At 69.3% G+C, this 16,889-nt stretch carries 21 protein-coding genes; 5 read left to right on the plus strand and 16 right to left on the minus strand.

All coding sequences use genetic code 11. The features are described from left to right. The first annotated feature begins 76 nt into the window (after positions 1–76). From CLT75_RS27745 to CLT75_RS27765, 5 genes are all read left to right on the plus strand, one after another. Complete coding sequence (locus CLT75_RS27745; RefSeq protein WP_135243135.1) at positions 77–631, plus strand: hypothetical protein; 555 nt, start codon at positions 77–79, stop codon at positions 629–631. Beyond that, complete coding sequence (locus CLT75_RS27750) at positions 628–1,047, plus strand: hypothetical protein (protein WP_135243136.1); 420 nt, start codon at positions 628–630, stop codon at positions 1,045–1,047. Before CLT75_RS27745 ends, CLT75_RS27750 begins: the two co-directional genes overlap by 4 nt. Beyond that, entirely contained in the window at positions 1,040–1,639 is a 600-nt protein-coding gene (locus CLT75_RS27755; protein WP_135243137.1) for a hypothetical protein, read from the plus strand. Before CLT75_RS27750 ends, CLT75_RS27755 begins: the two co-directional genes overlap by 8 nt. 150 nt (positions 1,640–1,789) lie before the next feature. Next, a complete protein-coding gene (locus CLT75_RS27760; protein WP_421499634.1) occupies positions 1,790–2,512 on the plus strand; it encodes a GGDEF domain-containing protein in 723 nt (240 codons plus the stop codon). Continuing rightward, a complete protein-coding gene (locus CLT75_RS27765; protein ID WP_135243138.1) occupies positions 2,509–3,801 on the plus strand; it encodes an AcrVA2 family anti-CRISPR protein in 1,293 nt (430 codons plus the stop codon). The genes CLT75_RS27760 and CLT75_RS27765 overlap by 4 nt, the downstream gene beginning before the upstream one ends. Positions 3,802–3,962: 161 nt before the next feature. Here the strand turns inward: CLT75_RS27765 and CLT75_RS27770 are convergent, their stop codons facing one another. From CLT75_RS27770 to CLT75_RS27845, 16 genes are all read right to left on the minus strand, one after another. Beyond that, positions 3,963–4,583 (minus strand): PIG-L deacetylase family protein, encoded by a 621-nt coding sequence (locus tag CLT75_RS27770; RefSeq protein ID WP_209310396.1) that lies wholly within the window; start codon positions 4,581–4,583, stop codon positions 3,963–3,965. Beyond that, on the minus strand, positions 4,577–5,449 hold the full coding sequence (locus tag CLT75_RS27775) for a 5'-3' exonuclease (protein ID WP_135243139.1): 873 nt from the start codon (positions 5,447–5,449) through the stop codon (positions 4,577–4,579). The genes CLT75_RS27770 and CLT75_RS27775 overlap by 7 nt, the downstream gene beginning before the upstream one ends. Beyond that, complete coding sequence (locus tag CLT75_RS27780) at positions 5,449–6,546, minus strand: glycosyltransferase family 4 protein (protein ID WP_135243140.1); 1,098 nt, start codon at positions 6,544–6,546, stop codon at positions 5,449–5,451. The genes CLT75_RS27775 and CLT75_RS27780 overlap by 1 nt, the downstream gene beginning before the upstream one ends. After that, positions 6,543–7,130 carry a phosphoribosyltransferase gene (locus CLT75_RS27785; protein ID WP_135243141.1) on the minus strand — a complete coding sequence of 196 codons (588 nt, stop codon included), beginning with the start codon at positions 7,128–7,130 and terminating at the stop codon, positions 6,543–6,545. Before CLT75_RS27785 ends, CLT75_RS27780 begins: the two co-directional genes overlap by 4 nt. Next, a complete protein-coding gene (locus CLT75_RS27790) occupies positions 7,127–8,056 on the minus strand; it encodes a radical SAM protein (RefSeq protein WP_421499635.1) in 930 nt (309 codons plus the stop codon). The genes CLT75_RS27785 and CLT75_RS27790 overlap by 4 nt, the downstream gene beginning before the upstream one ends. After that, positions 8,056–9,090: a glycosyltransferase gene (locus tag CLT75_RS27795; protein WP_421499636.1), complete on the minus strand. Its 1,035-nt coding sequence runs from the start codon at positions 9,088–9,090 to the stop codon at positions 8,056–8,058. Before CLT75_RS27795 ends, CLT75_RS27790 begins: the two co-directional genes overlap by 1 nt. Before the next feature lie 2 nt (positions 9,091–9,092). After that, positions 9,093–9,605 carry a DUF6884 domain-containing protein gene (locus tag CLT75_RS27800; RefSeq protein ID WP_421499637.1) on the minus strand — a complete coding sequence of 171 codons (513 nt, stop codon included), beginning with the start codon at positions 9,603–9,605 and terminating at the stop codon, positions 9,093–9,095. After that, positions 9,602–10,084 carry a formylglycine-generating enzyme family protein gene (locus CLT75_RS27805; protein WP_421499638.1) on the minus strand — a complete coding sequence of 161 codons (483 nt, stop codon included), beginning with the start codon at positions 10,082–10,084 and terminating at the stop codon, positions 9,602–9,604. Before CLT75_RS27805 ends, CLT75_RS27800 begins: the two co-directional genes overlap by 4 nt. A 118-nt stretch (positions 10,085–10,202) precedes the next feature. Then, positions 10,203–11,084 (minus strand): RNA-directed DNA polymerase (Reverse transcriptase), encoded by an 882-nt coding sequence (locus CLT75_RS27810; protein WP_421499639.1) that lies wholly within the window; start codon positions 11,082–11,084, stop codon positions 10,203–10,205. 85 nt (positions 11,085–11,169) lie between these two features. Then, positions 11,170–11,916: a 7-carboxy-7-deazaguanine synthase QueE gene (locus tag CLT75_RS27815; RefSeq protein ID WP_135243145.1), complete on the minus strand. Its 747-nt coding sequence runs from the start codon at positions 11,914–11,916 to the stop codon at positions 11,170–11,172. After that, positions 11,913–12,293 carry a 6-pyruvoyl trahydropterin synthase family protein gene (locus tag CLT75_RS27820; protein ID WP_135243146.1) on the minus strand — a complete coding sequence of 127 codons (381 nt, stop codon included), beginning with the start codon at positions 12,291–12,293 and terminating at the stop codon, positions 11,913–11,915. Before CLT75_RS27820 ends, CLT75_RS27815 begins: the two co-directional genes overlap by 4 nt. Further along, entirely contained in the window at positions 12,294–13,016 is a 723-nt protein-coding gene (queC, locus tag CLT75_RS27825; protein ID WP_421499640.1) for a 7-cyano-7-deazaguanine synthase QueC, read from the minus strand. It lies immediately after the preceding gene. Next, entirely contained in the window at positions 13,013–13,621 is a 609-nt protein-coding gene (gene folE, locus CLT75_RS27830) for a GTP cyclohydrolase I (RefSeq protein WP_135243148.1), read from the minus strand. The genes queC and folE overlap by 4 nt, the downstream gene beginning before the upstream one ends. 341 nt (positions 13,622–13,962) lie before the next feature. Beyond that, a complete protein-coding gene (locus CLT75_RS27835) occupies positions 13,963–14,757 on the minus strand; it encodes a class I SAM-dependent methyltransferase (RefSeq protein ID WP_135243149.1) in 795 nt (264 codons plus the stop codon). 4 nt (positions 14,758–14,761) lie between these two features. After that, positions 14,762–15,709, minus strand: coding sequence for a hypothetical protein (locus CLT75_RS27840; RefSeq protein ID WP_135243150.1), 948 nt, complete (start codon positions 15,707–15,709; stop codon positions 14,762–14,764). 20 nt (positions 15,710–15,729) lie between these two features. Next, the gene (locus CLT75_RS27845) at positions 15,730–16,860 is read right to left on the minus strand and encodes a class II histone deacetylase (RefSeq protein ID WP_135243151.1); all 1,131 of its coding nucleotides are present in this window, start codon (positions 16,858–16,860) and stop codon (positions 15,730–15,732) included. Positions 16,861–16,889 lie beyond the last annotated feature (29 nt).

Consider the following 16,889-nt stretch of genomic DNA (forward strand, 5'->3'; position numbering starts at 1 on the left):
ATCGCGCGAACCCGCGCACCCCGGGCACGGCCGCACGGCCGTGCCCGGATTCACCAACCTGAACAGGGAGAATCCGTTGCACCCCAACGACCCGAGCCCCGGCATCCCGCCCCGGCTCCTCCACCGCCCCACCGTGGGCGGACTCGTCGTCCCCTACACCACCCTGCAACTGCCGGACGGCCGGTGGCGCTTCGGCGCGGTCGACGTCGATCGCCAGACCAAGGCGCTCAACGACCGGCTGTGCCAGACCTGCGGCACCGGCCTGGAGCGCCGGATCGTGTTCGCGATGCGCGACATGGACCTGGACGCGATGTCCGCCGACGAGCCGGGCATGCATCCCGAGTGCGCCGCCTACACGGCCGCCGCGTGCCCGATGCTGGCCGGGCGGATGAGCCACCACCACACCCACTCGGTCGAGACGCAGCTGTCCGCGCTCGGCGTCGCCTTCCACGGCGACGTCACCACGCAGGCGCGGCTCGGTCGGCCGGCAGCGGCATGGAGCCTGGCCTGGACAAGCGGCTACGAGGTCTACCTGCACCCGCGCACCGGGCGGCTGGCCGCGCGGATCGCTGCGGTCCAACTGCTGCGAGTCCGGCCGATCGTCACGGCGACGGCGGAGGGCCGGTCATGAGCCTGCACGTCGTCGCGATCTACCACAACACCGAGTCACGGTTCTTCCCGTACGAGGACGGCCACGAGCTGCGACAGGTGATCTCCCACTGGCGGCAGTGGCCCACCGGCACCGACCCGATCGAGATCGTCGACTGGGCCTGGCAGGTGTTCAACGCCGACCTCGACATGCTGGAGGCGCGCCGTGGTACGCCGCAAGGCGAGGCCGACTTCCTCATCGCCGCCGCGTACCGGCTCATGCGCCGCCGCTCGCTATCGGTGGGCGACGTCGTCTCGGTCACCGCCGAAGGCGTCGTCACATGGCTGGCGTGCGAGAACGACGGCTGGCGGCAGATCCCCGCCCCGGCCGCGACCATCGGCGCACCGCTGACCGCTGAGGCCGTCTACGGCTACGTCCGAGGCGGCAGCGATGACTAGCACGCATCCCTGCCTGGCCCACCGGCCCGGCCACCACGACGACACGTGCATGCGCGGGCCGTGCGGCTACTGCGGCACCGACCTGCGCACGACCGCCTCCGGCGAATGCCGCTCGTGCCTGAAGATCGTCTGCGAGCAGTGCGACGCCGGATACGACCCCGACGCCGGGCCGATCTGCGCCCCATGCGCACAACCAGGCGACGGGCCCGGCCCGGCCGACTCGCCACCGGACGGCTGGCAGCTGCACCGCCTCGTGGTGTTCCTGCTGTCGCTGTCCTGCGGGCACCAGGTCAGCCTGTTCGTCAACGGGTGGTACCCGGTCGCCGTCGCCTGCTGCGACCGGCTCGGCGGCACCATCCAGAACGGCGTCTACGTTGCCTACGCATCCGATGTGCACTACGTGCGGGTGATCAGCGAACGGTACGAGCACCGGCCGCCCGGCACACCGCGTGAGCCGTCCGAGCTGCGCGGCCGGTGGCCTCGCACCGACGACCCGTACCGCTCGCCACACCCCGGCACGGGACGCTACCCCGCCCGCGTCGGCGCCGTCTGGAGCTTCGACGGCTCCATCGCGCCGGCCACACCGAGCTAACCCGCCTTCCAGCACGCCGCCGTCACCGGCGGCTGAAACACGAAAAGACGGCCCGCCAGAAGGCGGGCCGTCTTCACACCCAGGACCCGGGACGCACCGCCTGGAAAACGAACGCGTCCCGGGTTCTCCAACTCGCATTGGAGGAGTCCAGTGTTCATCACAATCCTGGTGGCCGCCATCATCTACACGGCAGTCACCATCCTCGCCGGGGCCTGCGTCGGCTTCGGCGTGGGCTACCTGGCCGCCCGACCCGCCATCGCGCAGCTGCGCGACGAGCTGGCCGACGCCGCCTGGCAACTGGCCCACGACCCGCTGACCGGTCTCTATAACCGGCGTGGCCTGCGCACCGCGTACGCGGCCTTCGCGGCCACCTTCCCCGGACAGCCGGTCGTCGCCGTCCTGCTCGACCTCGACGGGTTCAAGGACATCAACGACGACCATGGACACGACGTCGGCGACGAGGTCCTGATCGAGATCGCCGAACGGCTCGCTCACGTCGCCAGCGTGTACGGCGGCGAGATCGCCCGGCACTCGGGCGACGAGTTCGCCGCAGTCTTCCCCGTCCGCGAGCACGGCATCAGCCAGATCGCCGATGCACTGCTGGCCGCCGTCGCCGCGCCGATCGACGTACAGGCCGCCACCGGCCCGGCCGCCGTCGCACTGTCCGCCAGCATCGGCCTCGCCGTGGTCGACAGCAACGACCCGCTGGAGGACGTGGCCCTGCACCGCGCGGACATCGCCATGTACCACGCCAAGCGCGGCGGCCGGAACCAGCACGTGCTCTACACCCCGGGCATGACCATGCCGCCCAGCGAGGCCCGCCGCGGGCTGCGCCTGCGCGACCTCCACCAGCAGCGGGGGGTGAGCGCGTGACCGGCCCTCGTGAGGAAATGGCGTGCGCCACCTGCCTGACTCCGCTCAACACCCTCGATGACCAGTACATCCACCCCCGGTTCCGCGACAATGACGGGCACCCGCCGGTACCCGTTCCGACCAGCCAGCTCGACATGGTCAACCGGACCTGTGACTTCTGCGGCGACCAGTACCCGATGTGGACATTGATCGGCGGCAACGTCAGAGTACTGGCGACCAGCAGCCAAGCCGGCCTGATGCAGGACATGGGTGAGACCTGGGCTGCCTGCGTACCGTGCATGGCAGACCTCGACGCCGGACGCGCGATGAAGGTGGTCGACCGCGCGGTACGACGCATGCGCGTGCACGACATCCCTTTCGCCCACGCCGAGACCAGCAAGCTCCACCAGGCATTCCTGCGCCAGCGGCGACCAGGCCGCGTCCTGCTCACCACGACCGCGTGGCCAGACCTCGACCTGCGTCCCCGCGACCTCCCGAAAGTCCGTGACCGGCTAGCGTCGTTCTACCGCGGCCCCCATGAGCTACCGTCAACTCTTCGCATCAGCCACATGCGAACCCATCTGGCAGAATGTCTCGACCGCGCCCGGCTCTACTGGATCGACGAGAGTTTCACCGAGCTGGCCGAGCACGCCGCCTCGCAGCTGCCGGCGGTCACCACCAGCAAAGACCTCGCACCCTGCGACGACGGGCTACTCTTCTGGGCTCGCCCGGCGACAACACATCGGATCACCGCCGTCTCCTGGTCAACAGGCGACAACGTGATCGAGGCTGTCGTCTACCGCGCCATCGGTAGTGGTCTCGAGGACCAACCACTACAACACCTGCGCGAAGAGGTGGGCTGGCTGGTACCCGTGCGAACCTTCCAGTTACGGCACAATCAGTCCGCCGACAGCCCGCCGGACGGCCGGTCCGCGATACTGTTGGCCACCTGGCTACTCATCGCCCAGAGGGCGGCCGAGGACGTACCGGCAGAGATCGACAAGACGATACGCAAGAAGTACGCCCGCGCCCAGCGACCGTTGCCCGACGTACGGATCGTGCGCATCCGTACCTACAGCCAACGAGACGACGAGGCCAAGATCACTGGAACCGGCGGCAGCCGGACCTACACCAGCCGCGTCTGGGTTACCGGGCACTGGCGAAACCAGGCATACGGGCCAGGCCGAACCCTACGCCGCCCGGTCTACATCCATCCGTTCCTACGCGGCCCTGAGGACGCGCCGATCAAGCTGAGCACCACAGTGCGTATCCTGAATCAGCGCCACGGCAACAAGACCCAAGGCAACTGACGATGTCCCTGCGTGTGGTGGCGGCATTCCGCCGCCACCACACGCAGGCGATCGCCCTTTTCGTGCTTGACGAACTCTCTGAGCCCTCATTCCGACGCTCTACGAAATCGCATCGAGCGCTGGTGCTGCCGGTCTGCCTGCGTCGGCAAGATAGGCACTAGTCAAAGGTGGGTTGCTGCTGGTAGCCGGCCGAGGATCGGCATCGGGCGGAATGCTTCCGCGTACGCAGAGTTAATCCGGCGGCCGTGGAGCCTTCCGAGGGCCTCGGCCATCGGGCCGAAGTGATCGAGGATCGGCTGGGATGTGTGTGCGCGAAGGGCGTCAATCTTGGTGGGCCAGTGGGCGCTGACCTCGATGACGGTGGGCAGGTCGAGTGAGCGGCCATTCTGATCGAGGTTGTTGTAGCCATCACTGTGGTAGGCCCGTTGCGGGTGGCCGGTGCCGATGACGACATCGGGTAGGGCGCGGAGGACCGTTTCGGCGCATTGGCGGTGTTCGGGGTGGATGTCGCTGGGCGGGTGGGTGATCAGCACATCGGGACGGACTTCCAAGAGCACAGTGGCGGCGGTTGAGACGGAGATCTGGTCCATGAAATAGAGATCGGCCCCGAGGAGGCGTGCGCCGGCTGTGGCCTCAGCGTCGCGGACTGCGTCGTGGTGTGGGACGGCGATGACGGCCGTGCCTCCGTCGCTGACGTGGCGTGCGATGGTGCCGCCTGCCCAGAGCTCGGCGTCGTCTGGGTGTGCCATGACGGTGAGCAGGACGGGAGCTGGCGTCACCACAGGCCGAGTTTCTCAACGACGTCGGCCGGTGGCGGCAGGAGTTGGCTCTGCTGGCAGGTGGGGGCGATAGGGACGTCGAGGTGGCGGTTGAGGCGGATCATGTCTCGCCATTTGCGGGCGAGGTCGAGTTGCTCACGGACGGTGCGGCCCCGTCCGGTGTCGAGCCGTCCGGTGTTGGGCAGGTCGTCAAGTGTGATGCCGTCGGCGAGGAGGGTGGCGGCGGTTTTGGCACCGATGCCGTGGATGCCGGGGATGTTGTCGGCGGGGTCGCCGGTGAGTGCGCGGAAATCGACCCATTGTGCGGGTGTGACGTGATGGCGGGCGAAGACGTCGGCGGGGCCGATGTAGCGCTTGCCGGGGCGCATTTTGGTGTTGAGGACGCGGACGCGGTCGGTGATGAGTTGGTAGTAGTCGCGGTCGCGGGACATGATCACGATTGGGCGGGGCGGCGGGGTGGTGCGGACGAGCGTGGCGATGACGTCGTCGGCCTCGGCGTGGTCGAGTTCAGTCCAGGCGATGCGGTGCTGGTCGAGGCCGCGCTTGACGTCCGGGAGGAATTGGATCGGGGTCAGTGCGGCTTCGTCGGTGGGCCGTTGGGCCTTGTAGGTGGGGTCAAGTTCTTTGCGGTCGCTGCCGCCGTACTGGCCGTCGAAGACGACGATGACCTCGGGTTGGTCGGTGAAATCCTCGCGGATGGCCACGCGGAGTAGGGCGAAGAACGCGAAGACGCCGGTGAGTAGGCGGGTCTTGTCGCGGGAGCGGATTTCGGCGGGGAAGCCGAAGGTGGCGCCCCAGAGCAGGTTGTGTCCGTCGACGAGCAGGAGCGGGCAGGGTTGGGGTGCGGATGGCAGGACGGAGCCGCCCATCAGCTCACCACCTTCAAGAGTTGGTTAGCGACAAGGGCGGGCCAATAGTCCCGCGAGCGGTAGTACGCGGCCCGTGATGCTGCGGCGTAGCCTACCGGGTCGGTCAGCAGGTGCCGGGCGGCGCGCCACAGGCCGTCGGGGCCGGACCGGTAGGGCGCAATGATGCCGCCCTCGCCGATCAGGTGAGGCAGGTTCCCGACGTCGTAGGCGACTACCGGGGTACTTGCGGCCAGGGCTTCCAGTGCGACGAGGCCGAATGTCTCGGCCCGCGACGGCACGATCACGACGCTTGCCCCGGCGAGCCAGGCCGAGACCTCGTGCCAGGCGAGGCCGGGCAGGAGGGTGACGCCCGGTGTTGTGGCGGCGAGGGCTCGGCACCTACGACGTATTTGTTCTTGGCTGCCGGCGGCAAGCTCGAAGGGCGCGTTGGCGACCGCGACCTCGATGGGACGGTCTAGTACAGGGATGGGGTCGAGTAGTTCAGCGACGCCTTTCTCCGGTCCCAGGCGGGCGAGGACGCGAACGGGACCTCTTGCCCAGAGCCGGTGACGGTCGCTGCGGGATTGAGGTTCCGGCGCGGTGAGCAGGGTGTTCGGCACGACGCTCCAGCTGGTGCTGTCGTAGCCGCGGGCTGCTGCCTCGCTCATCACGGTGGCTGACGGGGCGATGACGGCGTCAGGATTGCGGGCCAGCGCCGGTTGCAGGTCCGCGTCGTGGCCGACGACGTGCGCGGCGAGGATGTTGCGGATGCGGGGGCGGGTCGGCATGATCCGGCCGAGGCCCCACAGGGCGTCGACGTAGACGACGGCACGTACCTGGTGCCGCCGAAAGAGCCGTTCCAGTTCCGCGCAGATCGGCGCGGCAGACGCGTCGATGGCTGCGCGGAGGGTGGCGTCGTCGCAGGGAAATTGCACGTCGAGGCTGTGTAGCCGTTCGATGGGCACGTTGTGGTAGGTCGATGGCGCGGCCGGGTCGGCGGTCACGATCACGGACCTGGCTTGGATCTGTTGGAGGCCGGCGGCGTGCGCGATGACCGCGCGTTCCATGCCGGCTGGGACGTTAGGTCGCCAGGAGGCGAGGACGAAGGCGATGGTCATGGGGTCTGGACCTGGCTCGGGATGGGCAGGTCCTCGATCGGCGCGTCGGCGGCGGGTGGCTGTTCCCAGGGGAACGAGACCCAGTCGTCGACGGTCCAGATCCACAGGTCCGGGTCGAGCGCGCCTCCGCCGTTGCGGCACAAGGCGACAGTGCGCAGGGCGACTTCTGGGCCGAGGTATGCGGTGAGTTCGGGTAGCAGGGTGGTGAAGGTGGCGCCCGTGCCGCAGATGTCGTCAACGACCAGGACTGTGCCGTCGAGGCGGTGCGCGGCCAGTCGGCTGGTGAGGGGGTCGAGGTCGTAAGTGACGACGCCGGTTGCTTCGCTGTAAGTGGCATCGGTGGGGTTGTGCTTGGCGTTGACCCGGTAGGTCGGGACGTGCAGAAGTTCACTGACGCCTTGCGCTGGGGCGAGGCCGCCGTTGGCGATACCGATGGTGGCGGTGATTGGCGAGTACCGCCGTCGGGCTTCGCCGGCCAGTACCTCGATCGCTCGATAGTAGGTGTCGAGTTGGATGCGGAGGATGCGTTGGCGACGGAACTGGCGCGGCTGAACTGGTGAGTGTCGAGGTACTTGGCTGTTCATGCGGTGCCGTCCCGGGTGGTGAGGGCGAGGTCGGCGGCGCTGCGTAGGGGGTGCAGGCCGCCGATGTTCAGGGCTGTGCTGTCGTTGCGCCAGACGCGGCCGTCTGCGCGGATGACGGTGAAGTTGCCGGCGACGTCGCGGGTGCGCAGCCGCATGTGGAGCCGCTCGGGAACGTCCAGCGCGGCGAACAGCCTCATCGCCTCATCGTCGCCAAGCAGTTCGTCGGGCAGGGCGGTGCCGGCGCCGATGGGTAGCATCTGCAGGGCGCTGAACCCGCAGGCTCCGAGATTGGCGGCAAGGTTGACCATCTCTTGCAGGTAGCCCGCGGTGCGGCGCATGAGCACGGTCTGGATCTGCACGGGGATGCGCAGCGCGACGGCGGCTTGGATACCTCTCACGGCTCTGTCGAAACTGAGCGGTCCCCGGATGGCGTCGTGGCGGCCAGGGTCGGGGCCGTCGAGGCTTACCCGGATGGCGTCGGTGTGCTCGGCCAACTCGGCCGCTCGGCGGGCCAGGTGCCAGCCGTTGGTGGTGATGGACACAGCGCTGCGGCCTCCGCTGCGGACGGTGTCCAGCAGCTCGGGTAGGTCTCGCAGCAGCAGCGGCTCACCGCCGGAGATGTCAACCCCGAGGACATCGGTGTCGGCGAGGATGTGGGCGACGCGCCGCCGTTGAGAGAGGTTGGCCTCGCGCACGGTCGTGTCATCGAGGCACTGCGGGCAGTGCAGGTTGCAGCGAACGATCGGTGACCAACAGACACTGTCCGGGATGGGGCGGTCGAGGTCGCTGGGTGCGACGACTGGCCAGGCCGTCACGGTGGTCTGGGCGAGGGTAATCCGGCCGCTGCCGATGGGGGTGGGTGCGCGGTGGGTCATCCCGGATGCGGGGTCGTGGACGAGGTCGCTGTGGGCGGCGAAGGTTCGCATCATCGCAGGGTCACTGCCTTCCGCAAGAGCTTGTCGGCGCGCTCGGCCAGATCCGCGGCGCGGCCGGTGGGTGCGGGCTGCTCGCAGAGCTGCCGGTGCAGGGCGATGCGGGGTGCGGCGCCGGTGAGTTTTGTCTTCCACGCGGCGGCGGGATCGGGTGGGTCGATGTGCCAGCCTCGGACTTGCCGCAGTGGGATGATGAGGTAACCGTGACTGATGAGGGCGGCTCCCAGGTTGGTGTCTTCGGCGCCCCAGCCCATCGCGCCGAAACCGGGGTGAAAGCCGCCCACGTCAAGGACCGCATGGCGAGGCGCGGCAACGAGGGCGGTGACGACCATGCGGGGCAGGTCCCAGTCGTAGTACGTGCGGCCGTGGCCAAGGTCGATGAACTCGCGGGTGTCCTGCAGGGGCCTTCCGACGAACGCCTTCGGGTAGACCTGGCCGGTGTAGAACATCGGTACGCCTGCCGGTGGGGTCCATCGCACCCGGTGATCCGCGTCGAGGTCGGGCTCGCCGGGAGGCACGACCGGGTGGCCGTCGGGGTGGGGCAGGTACGGGATGTTGTGGCGGAACCCGACGAGGACGGTGTCGTGCCGAGCGCGGGCGGCGATGTCGGCCAGGACGTGATCGCGTACGACCATGTCGGCGTCGAGGAACACGATCGTGTCGCCAGTGGCAAGGTGAACGCCGACGTTGCGGGCCGCTCCCGCCCCCGAGCGGGAGTGCAGGCGGACGGCCCGGTCGACGCGCGGATGCGCGGCGAGCAGTTCGGTGGTGGCGTCGGTGGACGCGTCGTCGACCGCGATCACCTCGACGGTCGCCGCGGTGCGTTGCTCGCTGAGCGCATCGAGGACCGGCGGAAGGCTGTAGGCGGTGTCGCAGGCGGGGATGATCACGCTGAGGCGGGCTCTGTCGCCGAGCTGCGGCGGCGTCAGGGCGTGCCAGTCCAGGCCGGTTCGCTCGGTGAAGGCCGTGGTGACATGGCGGTGGTCGTTGGCGGTGGCGGCGAGCGCCTCGTTCAGGGTGGCGGGCACGCTCACCACCCCCACTCGTCGAGGATCGCGGCGGCCTGCGGCCAGCCGTCCGCGTGGTCGGCGATCCAGTGAATCCGAGGCCGATGGGGGTCGGCGAGGAGGTCGGCGAGCAGCACCAGGTAAAGGGGTTCGGCGACCACGAGGAGGTCGTCGGGGATGTGGTCGCTGTGCAGGTCGGCTTGCAACTGTGCCCAGACTCGCGGCCGTAGCTCGGTGGCGCGGGCGGGGTCGAGGGGACGGTCGTAGGTGCGCAGGTGGGTATCAGCGGTGACGAGACCATGCTCGGCGGACAGGAACCGGACCCGGCTGCGCTGGTGCGGCAGATGACCGACCCGGGCGCGCAGGTGCGGCACACAACCACCGTCGTAGAGGTCGAGGGCAGGCAGCGGCGTGAGCGTGGGCGTCTTCTCCGCCGAGCAGCCGACGATGACCAGCTCTGCCCGGCTGTGCGCGCCCGGAACCATGTGGGCGATGGCATTGGCGGGGTTCGCCGGGTGCGGGTGTCGAAGGTTCATGGGGTACGCACCGGCCTCACGGAGATGCCAGGGCTGCGCCGTTCCATCGGGGCCGCGTTGAGAAAGGTGGTGTGGGCATACAGCGGCGGGGAGGCGTACGAGCCACCCCGGATGATCTTTCCCTGGCCCATGGCGGTGCTGCTGGTCCATTCCCAGACGTTGCCCGCCAGATCCAGCACACCCTGCGGTGTGGCACCTGCCGGGTGCCGCCCGACCGGCTGTGGGGCACGTGGCGACTGGCCGGCACCGGTGAGCAGGGCACGGCCAGGGGTCCACGGTTCGTCGCCCCACGGGTACAGGCGGCGACTCGATCCGGCGGCGATCCATTCCCACTCCACCGACGTGGGCAGGCGTCCGTCTGCTTCGGCGGCGAGCCGGACGGCGTCGTCGTAGCTGATGCCGGTGACCGGCAGGTCGGTGCCGCCGACACCGCACTGCGCGTCGGTGAGCGGCGTCTGCGCGACGAGGAGAGCGGGCACAGGACGGGGTTTGCGGGCGTCGCCGTAGAGGCAGGTACCGGCAGGGACGTGTACCCAGCGCACAGTGCGAACGGCTGCGGGCGGCCCTGCGTGCGTGATGGTCATCGGAGGTTTCCCTTCATCCGTCGATGAGGAAGAGGTCTTCGGTGTTGGCCTGGTGTGGTGGCCGGACGCGACTCTTGCGTGGATGTGGCTGCATCTGCACCGTGGCGAGGGCGGCAGTGAGGGCGTCGAACGCCGCGACAGCGCCGGGCTCGTCCGCCGCGAAGATCAGGTAGTTGTCGGCGAACCGCACGACCGGCCAGTCAGCGAGCAGGGCGTCAACCCGGGACAGGCGCAGGTGAAACAGCACCGGCCACAGGCCGCTTCCCGGCACGAGCGGCGTCGGCAACGCCTCCACGGCGCGGCGGAACAGCCGCAGAAACGAGCCGTCAGCAACGTGAACCGCGAGCCAGTCCACGAACTGTTCGCTGCTGCCACCCGCCGAGGCACCCGCCACATCGACATCGGCGACCCACTGCCGCCCGGCCGCCAAGTGCTGCTCGGCTTGCCGCAGGGCGGTGATCCGGTTGCGGCGCGGCCGGTACGCCGACACCCAGTCCGCCAAGACGTGGCGCTCGAGGATCGGCTCCACCGCCCGGCGCATCGCCCGGTGCACGATGCGGTCCTCCACCGTCGGGATCACCGCCGGGAACACCTTGCCGGTGTACGAGGTGATCTCGACATGCCGCAACGGGCCCGGCTCCCACGTGCCTGCCCGCAGCCGGTTGGACAACTCACCGAGACGCGCTCGTAGCCCGTTGCGGTAGCCGGCCCAGGTGAGGCCGTCCGCGCCCGGTGCGGCGGCACGCCGCATACCGAGCCGAGCCGCCGCGACCAGATGCGGCAGGTCCACCAGGAAGGGCATGAGGGAGTGCGCTCGGGGCTGCGCAGGTCGGGCTCGTTGCGCTATCGTGGGGCTCGCTTGGACGGCAGGAACGATCCCGCCGCCGACGATCACAGGGCCGCTGCCCCACACGCGCGGCGTGTCGCGGCGGGAACGACGGCCCCGTCCAAGCCCATCTGACCGGCGTGAGCCCGGTGATTCAGCGGCCACGGGTGTCCTCCCACAGCAACACGTGCAGGCGGCTGCTCAGGTGCCAACCCCTAGCCAGAACCGCGTCCGCGAGGTCCCGCATCCCGGTCAGGACCGCATCGCTGGTGGTGCCCTCCGGCATCACCCATAGCGGGTCCAGCCCGAACCGGGCCTGGAGCTGGACGATCTCGTCCAGCTCCGCCGTGCAGGTGACGGCGAACTTGAACACGGCCCGCCCGGAGGCCGCCAGCGCCGACAGGGCGGCCGGGTTGAGTCGCCGAAGACCGTCCCGCGGCCCGGCGAAGCTGCTCAGCTTCGGAGACACGTTGAACGCGGCTGTCGTTGCCAGCAGATCCGGCAGGGGAACAACTGTGCCGTTGGTCTCGATCTCCACCCGTCGCCCCGCCTCGGTGACCCCCTTCACCACGGCCAGCAGCCGGTCCTGCTGCAACAGTGGCTCGCCGCCGGTGATCACGAGTAGCCGCGTAGGCTGCGTCAACACCCACCTGACGACCTCCTCGGCCGTGCGCCGGCTGGTGTGCGCGCGCAGATCGAACCGCGAGGTATCCCAGGTGTAGGGGGTGTCGCAGCGTGGACAGGACAGGTTGCAGCGCGACAGCCGCAAGAACAGCGCCTGCTGGCCGCTGCTTGGCCCTTCACCCTGCAACGTCGGGCCGAATGTCTCCGCGACGAACAACGGCAGCGTCGGCGGACCGGTCGGGGTCGGGGGTACGGCGGGCGTGGTCGGCGCGGTCATGGCAGGACCGGCCCGTACTCAGCGAAGGTGGATGCGGTTTCGGATACCCGGACTTTCTCGACCCGCACCGATTCAGGTAGCCGCAGGTGGTCGCAGCACCAGTGGTAGAAGTAGGCGGCGAGGTGTTCGCTCGTCGGCGGCGCGTCCAGGACGGTGTTGAGGTCGCGGTGGTCGAAGTGGTCGCGGACGTGCGCGCCGAACGGGGCGAGTTCGGCGAAGTCTACGACGAAGCCGGGCCGGTGCAGCTCTCCGTCGGAGACGAGATGCACCTCGACGGTGTAGCTGTGCCCGTGGACACGGGAACACTGGTGGCCCTCGGGCAGGTCGGGCAGCGAGTGCGCAGCCTCGAAGCGGAACTGTTTGCCGATGCGGTGCACCTAGCTCACCTCCGAAGCGGTGGCGTAGTCGGTCGGGTCCGTCACGCCGGCCACGTCGAACGCCTCGCGCCGCTCAACGCAGGTGCCGCACGTGCCGCAGTGCTGCTGCCCGCCCTTGTAACAGGACCAGGTGGTCGCGAAGGGCACACCGACGACGTCACCGAGCCGGGCAATGTCGGCCTTCGACCAGTCGATGAACGGCGCGACGACACGAAACCCTGCTGGCAGGAATCCTTCGTTCGCTATCCGCGCCGTCGACTCAAACGAGGCGAGGAAGGCCGGACGGCAGTCGGGGTAGATCGGATGGTCACCGGCGTGAGCACCGAAGGCCACCGCGTCCGCACCGGCGGACACGGCGAGCGCCACGGCCACGTCGAGCATGATTGCGTTGCGGTTCGGCACCACCGTGGCGCGCATTGACACATCGGTGTAATGCCCATCCGGCACATCGACGCTGGCATCAGTGAGCGCCGAGCCCGACAGCACTGCCCCGATGCCGGTCAAGTCGACCATAAGGTGTGGCGCGCGCAGGGCCTCGGCGGTTCGCACAGCGAAGTCCAGCTCGCGGCGGTGCCGCTGCCCGTAGTCGTACGACAGCAACGTTACCCGCGACCCGGCGCGCTGCAGGGCATAGGCCAGAACCGTGCTGTCCATGCCACCGGAGACGATGACGACGACGCGCGAGGGCACCGGAGTGACCAGCGGCAGCGCGAGGGCGCTCACGGCCGCCACCTCCGCCCGGCCAGGTTGAGAAACTCGGAACGCAATGTGGCGTCACGCTCCAGCCCGCCCAGCCAGGTCGAGGTCACCGTTGAGGCCCCCCGGGCCTTCGCGCCCCGCAGGGTCATGCACAGGTGCTCGGCTTCGACAATCACCCCGATGCCACCGTGGTCCGGGACGACCCGTTGCAGGCCGTCGGCGATCTGCTGAGTGACGTTCTCCTGGACCTGCAACCCGCGAGTGGCGCGTTCGACCAGCCGCGCCAACTTCGACAGCCCCAACAGCCGCGCGCCCGGAAGATATCCGACAGTCGCCGACCCGACGAATGGCAGCAGGTGATGGGCGCAGATCGCAGCGAACGCCACATCCTGCACGATGACAAACCCCTGATGCTTTGCATCGTTGACGAAGTCTGTCGCCTCGAACGGCGCCGGCGTCAGGACCTCGCCATATGACAGCACCATTCGTTCCGCCGTTCGCCGCAGGTGCTCTGCCTGGATGTCAACGCCGAGCGAAACCAGCATCTGCTCGGCGGCGGCAATTGCGGCGGCCACATCCCGGTCCTGCAACCGGTGGGGCTCAGGCGCTCGTGTTGCGATCACCGTCATGTGCCAACTCCTTTGTGAAGGTCCGAGCGCTCCAGCGCTGCGGAGTCCAAACATGGGTTCACATTCGAGGCGTGCCGCGCCGCAGCGAGCACGACGCTGCTGAGGTCGCCTGGACGCTGCAAGCGGTACGGCCGTGTCCGACCGATTGAGGGGCTGGCGGCAGCGGGACGGGGGATGCCCGCTGCCGCCAGCCGTGGGACGAAGCCGCCGCGCCTAACCAAGAACGGCGACCGGCCCCGGGCAGCCACCTTCGGGTAGCGGCTACCGGTGCGGGCTGAAGAGAGGTGACAGCCTCTCCACGGCCCGGGTCTCTGTGCGCTTGCCACCGACCCGCTTGCGGGTCAGGCCGCCTTGCGGGCGTGGATCGCCCTGCGTTCGTAGGAGCTGAGGACCACGGCCGGGTCGGCCATGAGTTTGATGAATCGGTCGAGATCGGCGTGGCTGAGTTCGGGTTTGACCAGATGGGGCCGGAGGTGTTCCGCCGCATCGGCGAGGACGCGGCAGCCGGGGCCGCCGCCCGTCCAGGTTTCGACGCTTCGGTGGATGCACACGGGGTTCACGCCATTGGCGACAAGCAACGCGGTGACGTCGTGCGGCCAGGTGGCGCGCCCATTGCCGTTAATGAGGCTGTAGATCCTCGCCACGAGATGCTGCACCAGGTCGGCGTCCCGGCCGTCTGGTTGAAGCATCGCCGCAGCGTCCTCGCAGCGTGGGCGGAACACCCGGGCGGGGGTGAACGGGAGGTCGGCCAGGATCAGCCAGCCGCCAGGCCGCAGCCGACCAATCATCTGCCCGATCACCCCCTCCGGATCGGCCAGCGGGCCGTGAAGCCACCGTGCAATGACGACATCGATGGTGTCGAGCTCGCCGGGCAAGGCGTCACCGTCGAGGTCGCGTTGATAGACGTCGATGATTGCGGTCGGCGCGAGGTAGCTGGTGTCCTCGTCTACTGTGATTACTCTCCCGTTAGGACCGACGAGGCGAGCTAGATGGGCGGTCAGCTCGCCGGTGCCGGCACCGATCTCCAGCACGCGTTGGCCGGGCTGGATCGGGATGCGGTCCAGGTCGTGGCGGATGGCCGGGTCGAGCAGTTCCTGTAGGGGCGCGGACGACCGCGCCGCTTGTGTCCGTGTCATTGCTTCACTCCAGGTCGGTGCGGTCGGTGAGGCAGGGCGGGTTTTGGTGGATCAGCCACACGCGCGCATGGCGCGGATGCACCTGCCGTTGCGCAGGGGCGGCGTTGGCGCTCGCGGCGGGTTCCCACCAGCGGCGGGAGGCGTGGGTGCGGGTGAGCAGGAGGGCGTATACCTGCGAACGCCATCCGCTCGGAGTGAGCGTCGCGGTTTCGTAGGCGAGGATCTGTCCGGTGCTGGGGTCCAGGATCAGTAGGTGCCGGGTTCGGCCTTGCCTGCTGGTCGCGACGAGAGCGACACCGACGCGTCCGGCCCGGTCGAGCGCCGGGTGCGCGGTCAGGCCGCTGGCGTCGGCGAGGACCCGCAGCGCGAGGCCCCGCTGCTGCCGGTCAGGGCTGTACCAGAGTGCCAGCGCCGCGAGGCCATCCAGCAGGGCCGGGGTGTCGTCTCCCCATCCGTTGAGCTGAGCATCGCTGATCAGCCAGGCGCTCGTCGTGTAGGCGTTGGTCAGGTTGCGAATCCGGAGGTCACCCGGTCGCCACCAGTCGTGGGCCACCTGCCGGCTCGGTGACCGTGTGGCCAACTCCGCACCGGAGTCGTCGGCGGCGTACCAGCGCACCGCCTGGGCTTCCTTCACGCCGCCACTGGCGTTGTAGGTCCATCGGTGGTGGTGCACCACGTTGAACCGGCCGGGTGTGGCATCGCAGGCAGTGGCGGTGATCCGCGCGGCCAGGTCCAGCAGCACCGGACGGGCCGGGCCGCCGGGACGCAGCCGCACCCCCGCCGACGACGCCGACGAGCCGGAATGTGGTGCCGGGTTTGGGACGGCGCAGCCGGCCCCGGCGTCCGGGTCAGCCACGAGCGTAGACGTGGATGAGGGTTGAATAGTCAGCCCAGCCACCGCGATGAGCAGGGTCGCGGTGGTGGCGGCGACAGCCTTCGTGCTCGCGATCATCACGGGGATGTGGTCGTTTCTCAGGCGGACGGGACGGCGGTCTGGATGCGGGGCAGGAGTTGCGCGGCCTCGCTGATGACGGCTTGTTGTTGGGGGGTGAGGGGTTCGGCGGCGTAGCCGGCGACGACGGCCGCGAGGGGGTCGGTGACGTGGGTGGTGGTGCCGGCGAGTTCTTCGAGGAACGCGAGAGCGCAGTACGGGGTGTAGAAGGGGCTGTAGCCGCCTTCGTGGGCGGCGATGAGCCGGCCGTGGCAGAGCCGGTCGGCGGAGCCGACGAGCAGGCGGGTCATCTCCCGGTACGAGGCGGCGGTGAGCATCTGCCGGGCGAGGGGGTCGAACACGCCCGCGTCGAAGCCGTTGGCGAGCAGGATCAGATCGGGGGCGAAGCGGTCCAGCGCCGGCAGCACCACCTGGTGCATGGCCAGGAGGTAGGCGGCGTGGCCGCTGCCCGGTGGCAGGGGCACGTTGAGGGCGTAGCCGGTGCCGTCGCCGGTGCCGTTCTCGTGGGTCCACCCAGAGTCGGGTGGGAAACAACCGGCCTGGTGCAGGCTGATGGTGAGCACGCTCGGGTCGTCGTAGAAAATGGCCTGGGTGCCGTTGCCGTGGTGGGCGTCCCAGTCCACGACCGCGACCCGGGCGAGCCCGAGTTCGGCCTGGGCGTGGCGGGCGGCCACGGCGAGCGAATTGAACAGGCAGAAACCCATCCCCTGGCCGGCGGTGGCGTGGTGACCGGGCGGGCGGACCAGGGCGTAGCCGTTGGTGATGTCCCCGTGAACAGCGGCGGTGACGAGCTCGATCAGCCCACCAGCGGCGAGGCGAGCGATGTCGTAGCTACCGTGACCGACCGGAGAGAACCCGTCTCCGGCGTCACCGCCGCCGCGTAGATCGCTCTGGGTCTTGATGTGCTGGACGTAGGCGGCGGTGTGCACGCGCGTCAGTTCCGCGACGGTGGCCCGTCGAGGCTCGATGATCATCAACTCGCCCAGCAGCCCGCAGGCGTGGATCAGCTCGTGGACGCGGCGCTTCGCCTCGGGGTTCTCGACGTGCACGGCGGGTTGGACACCGGCGGTCGGGTCGGCGGGCAGCAGGCCGGCGCTGGTGCCGGTGTCGTGCCACAGGTATTCGGGGTGGAAGACGTAGCCAGTGGGCATGACGAGTGCCTCCATCGGCGGTGTTGAGC

It is taken from the genome of Micromonospora sp. CNZ285 (genome assembly GCF_004637285.1).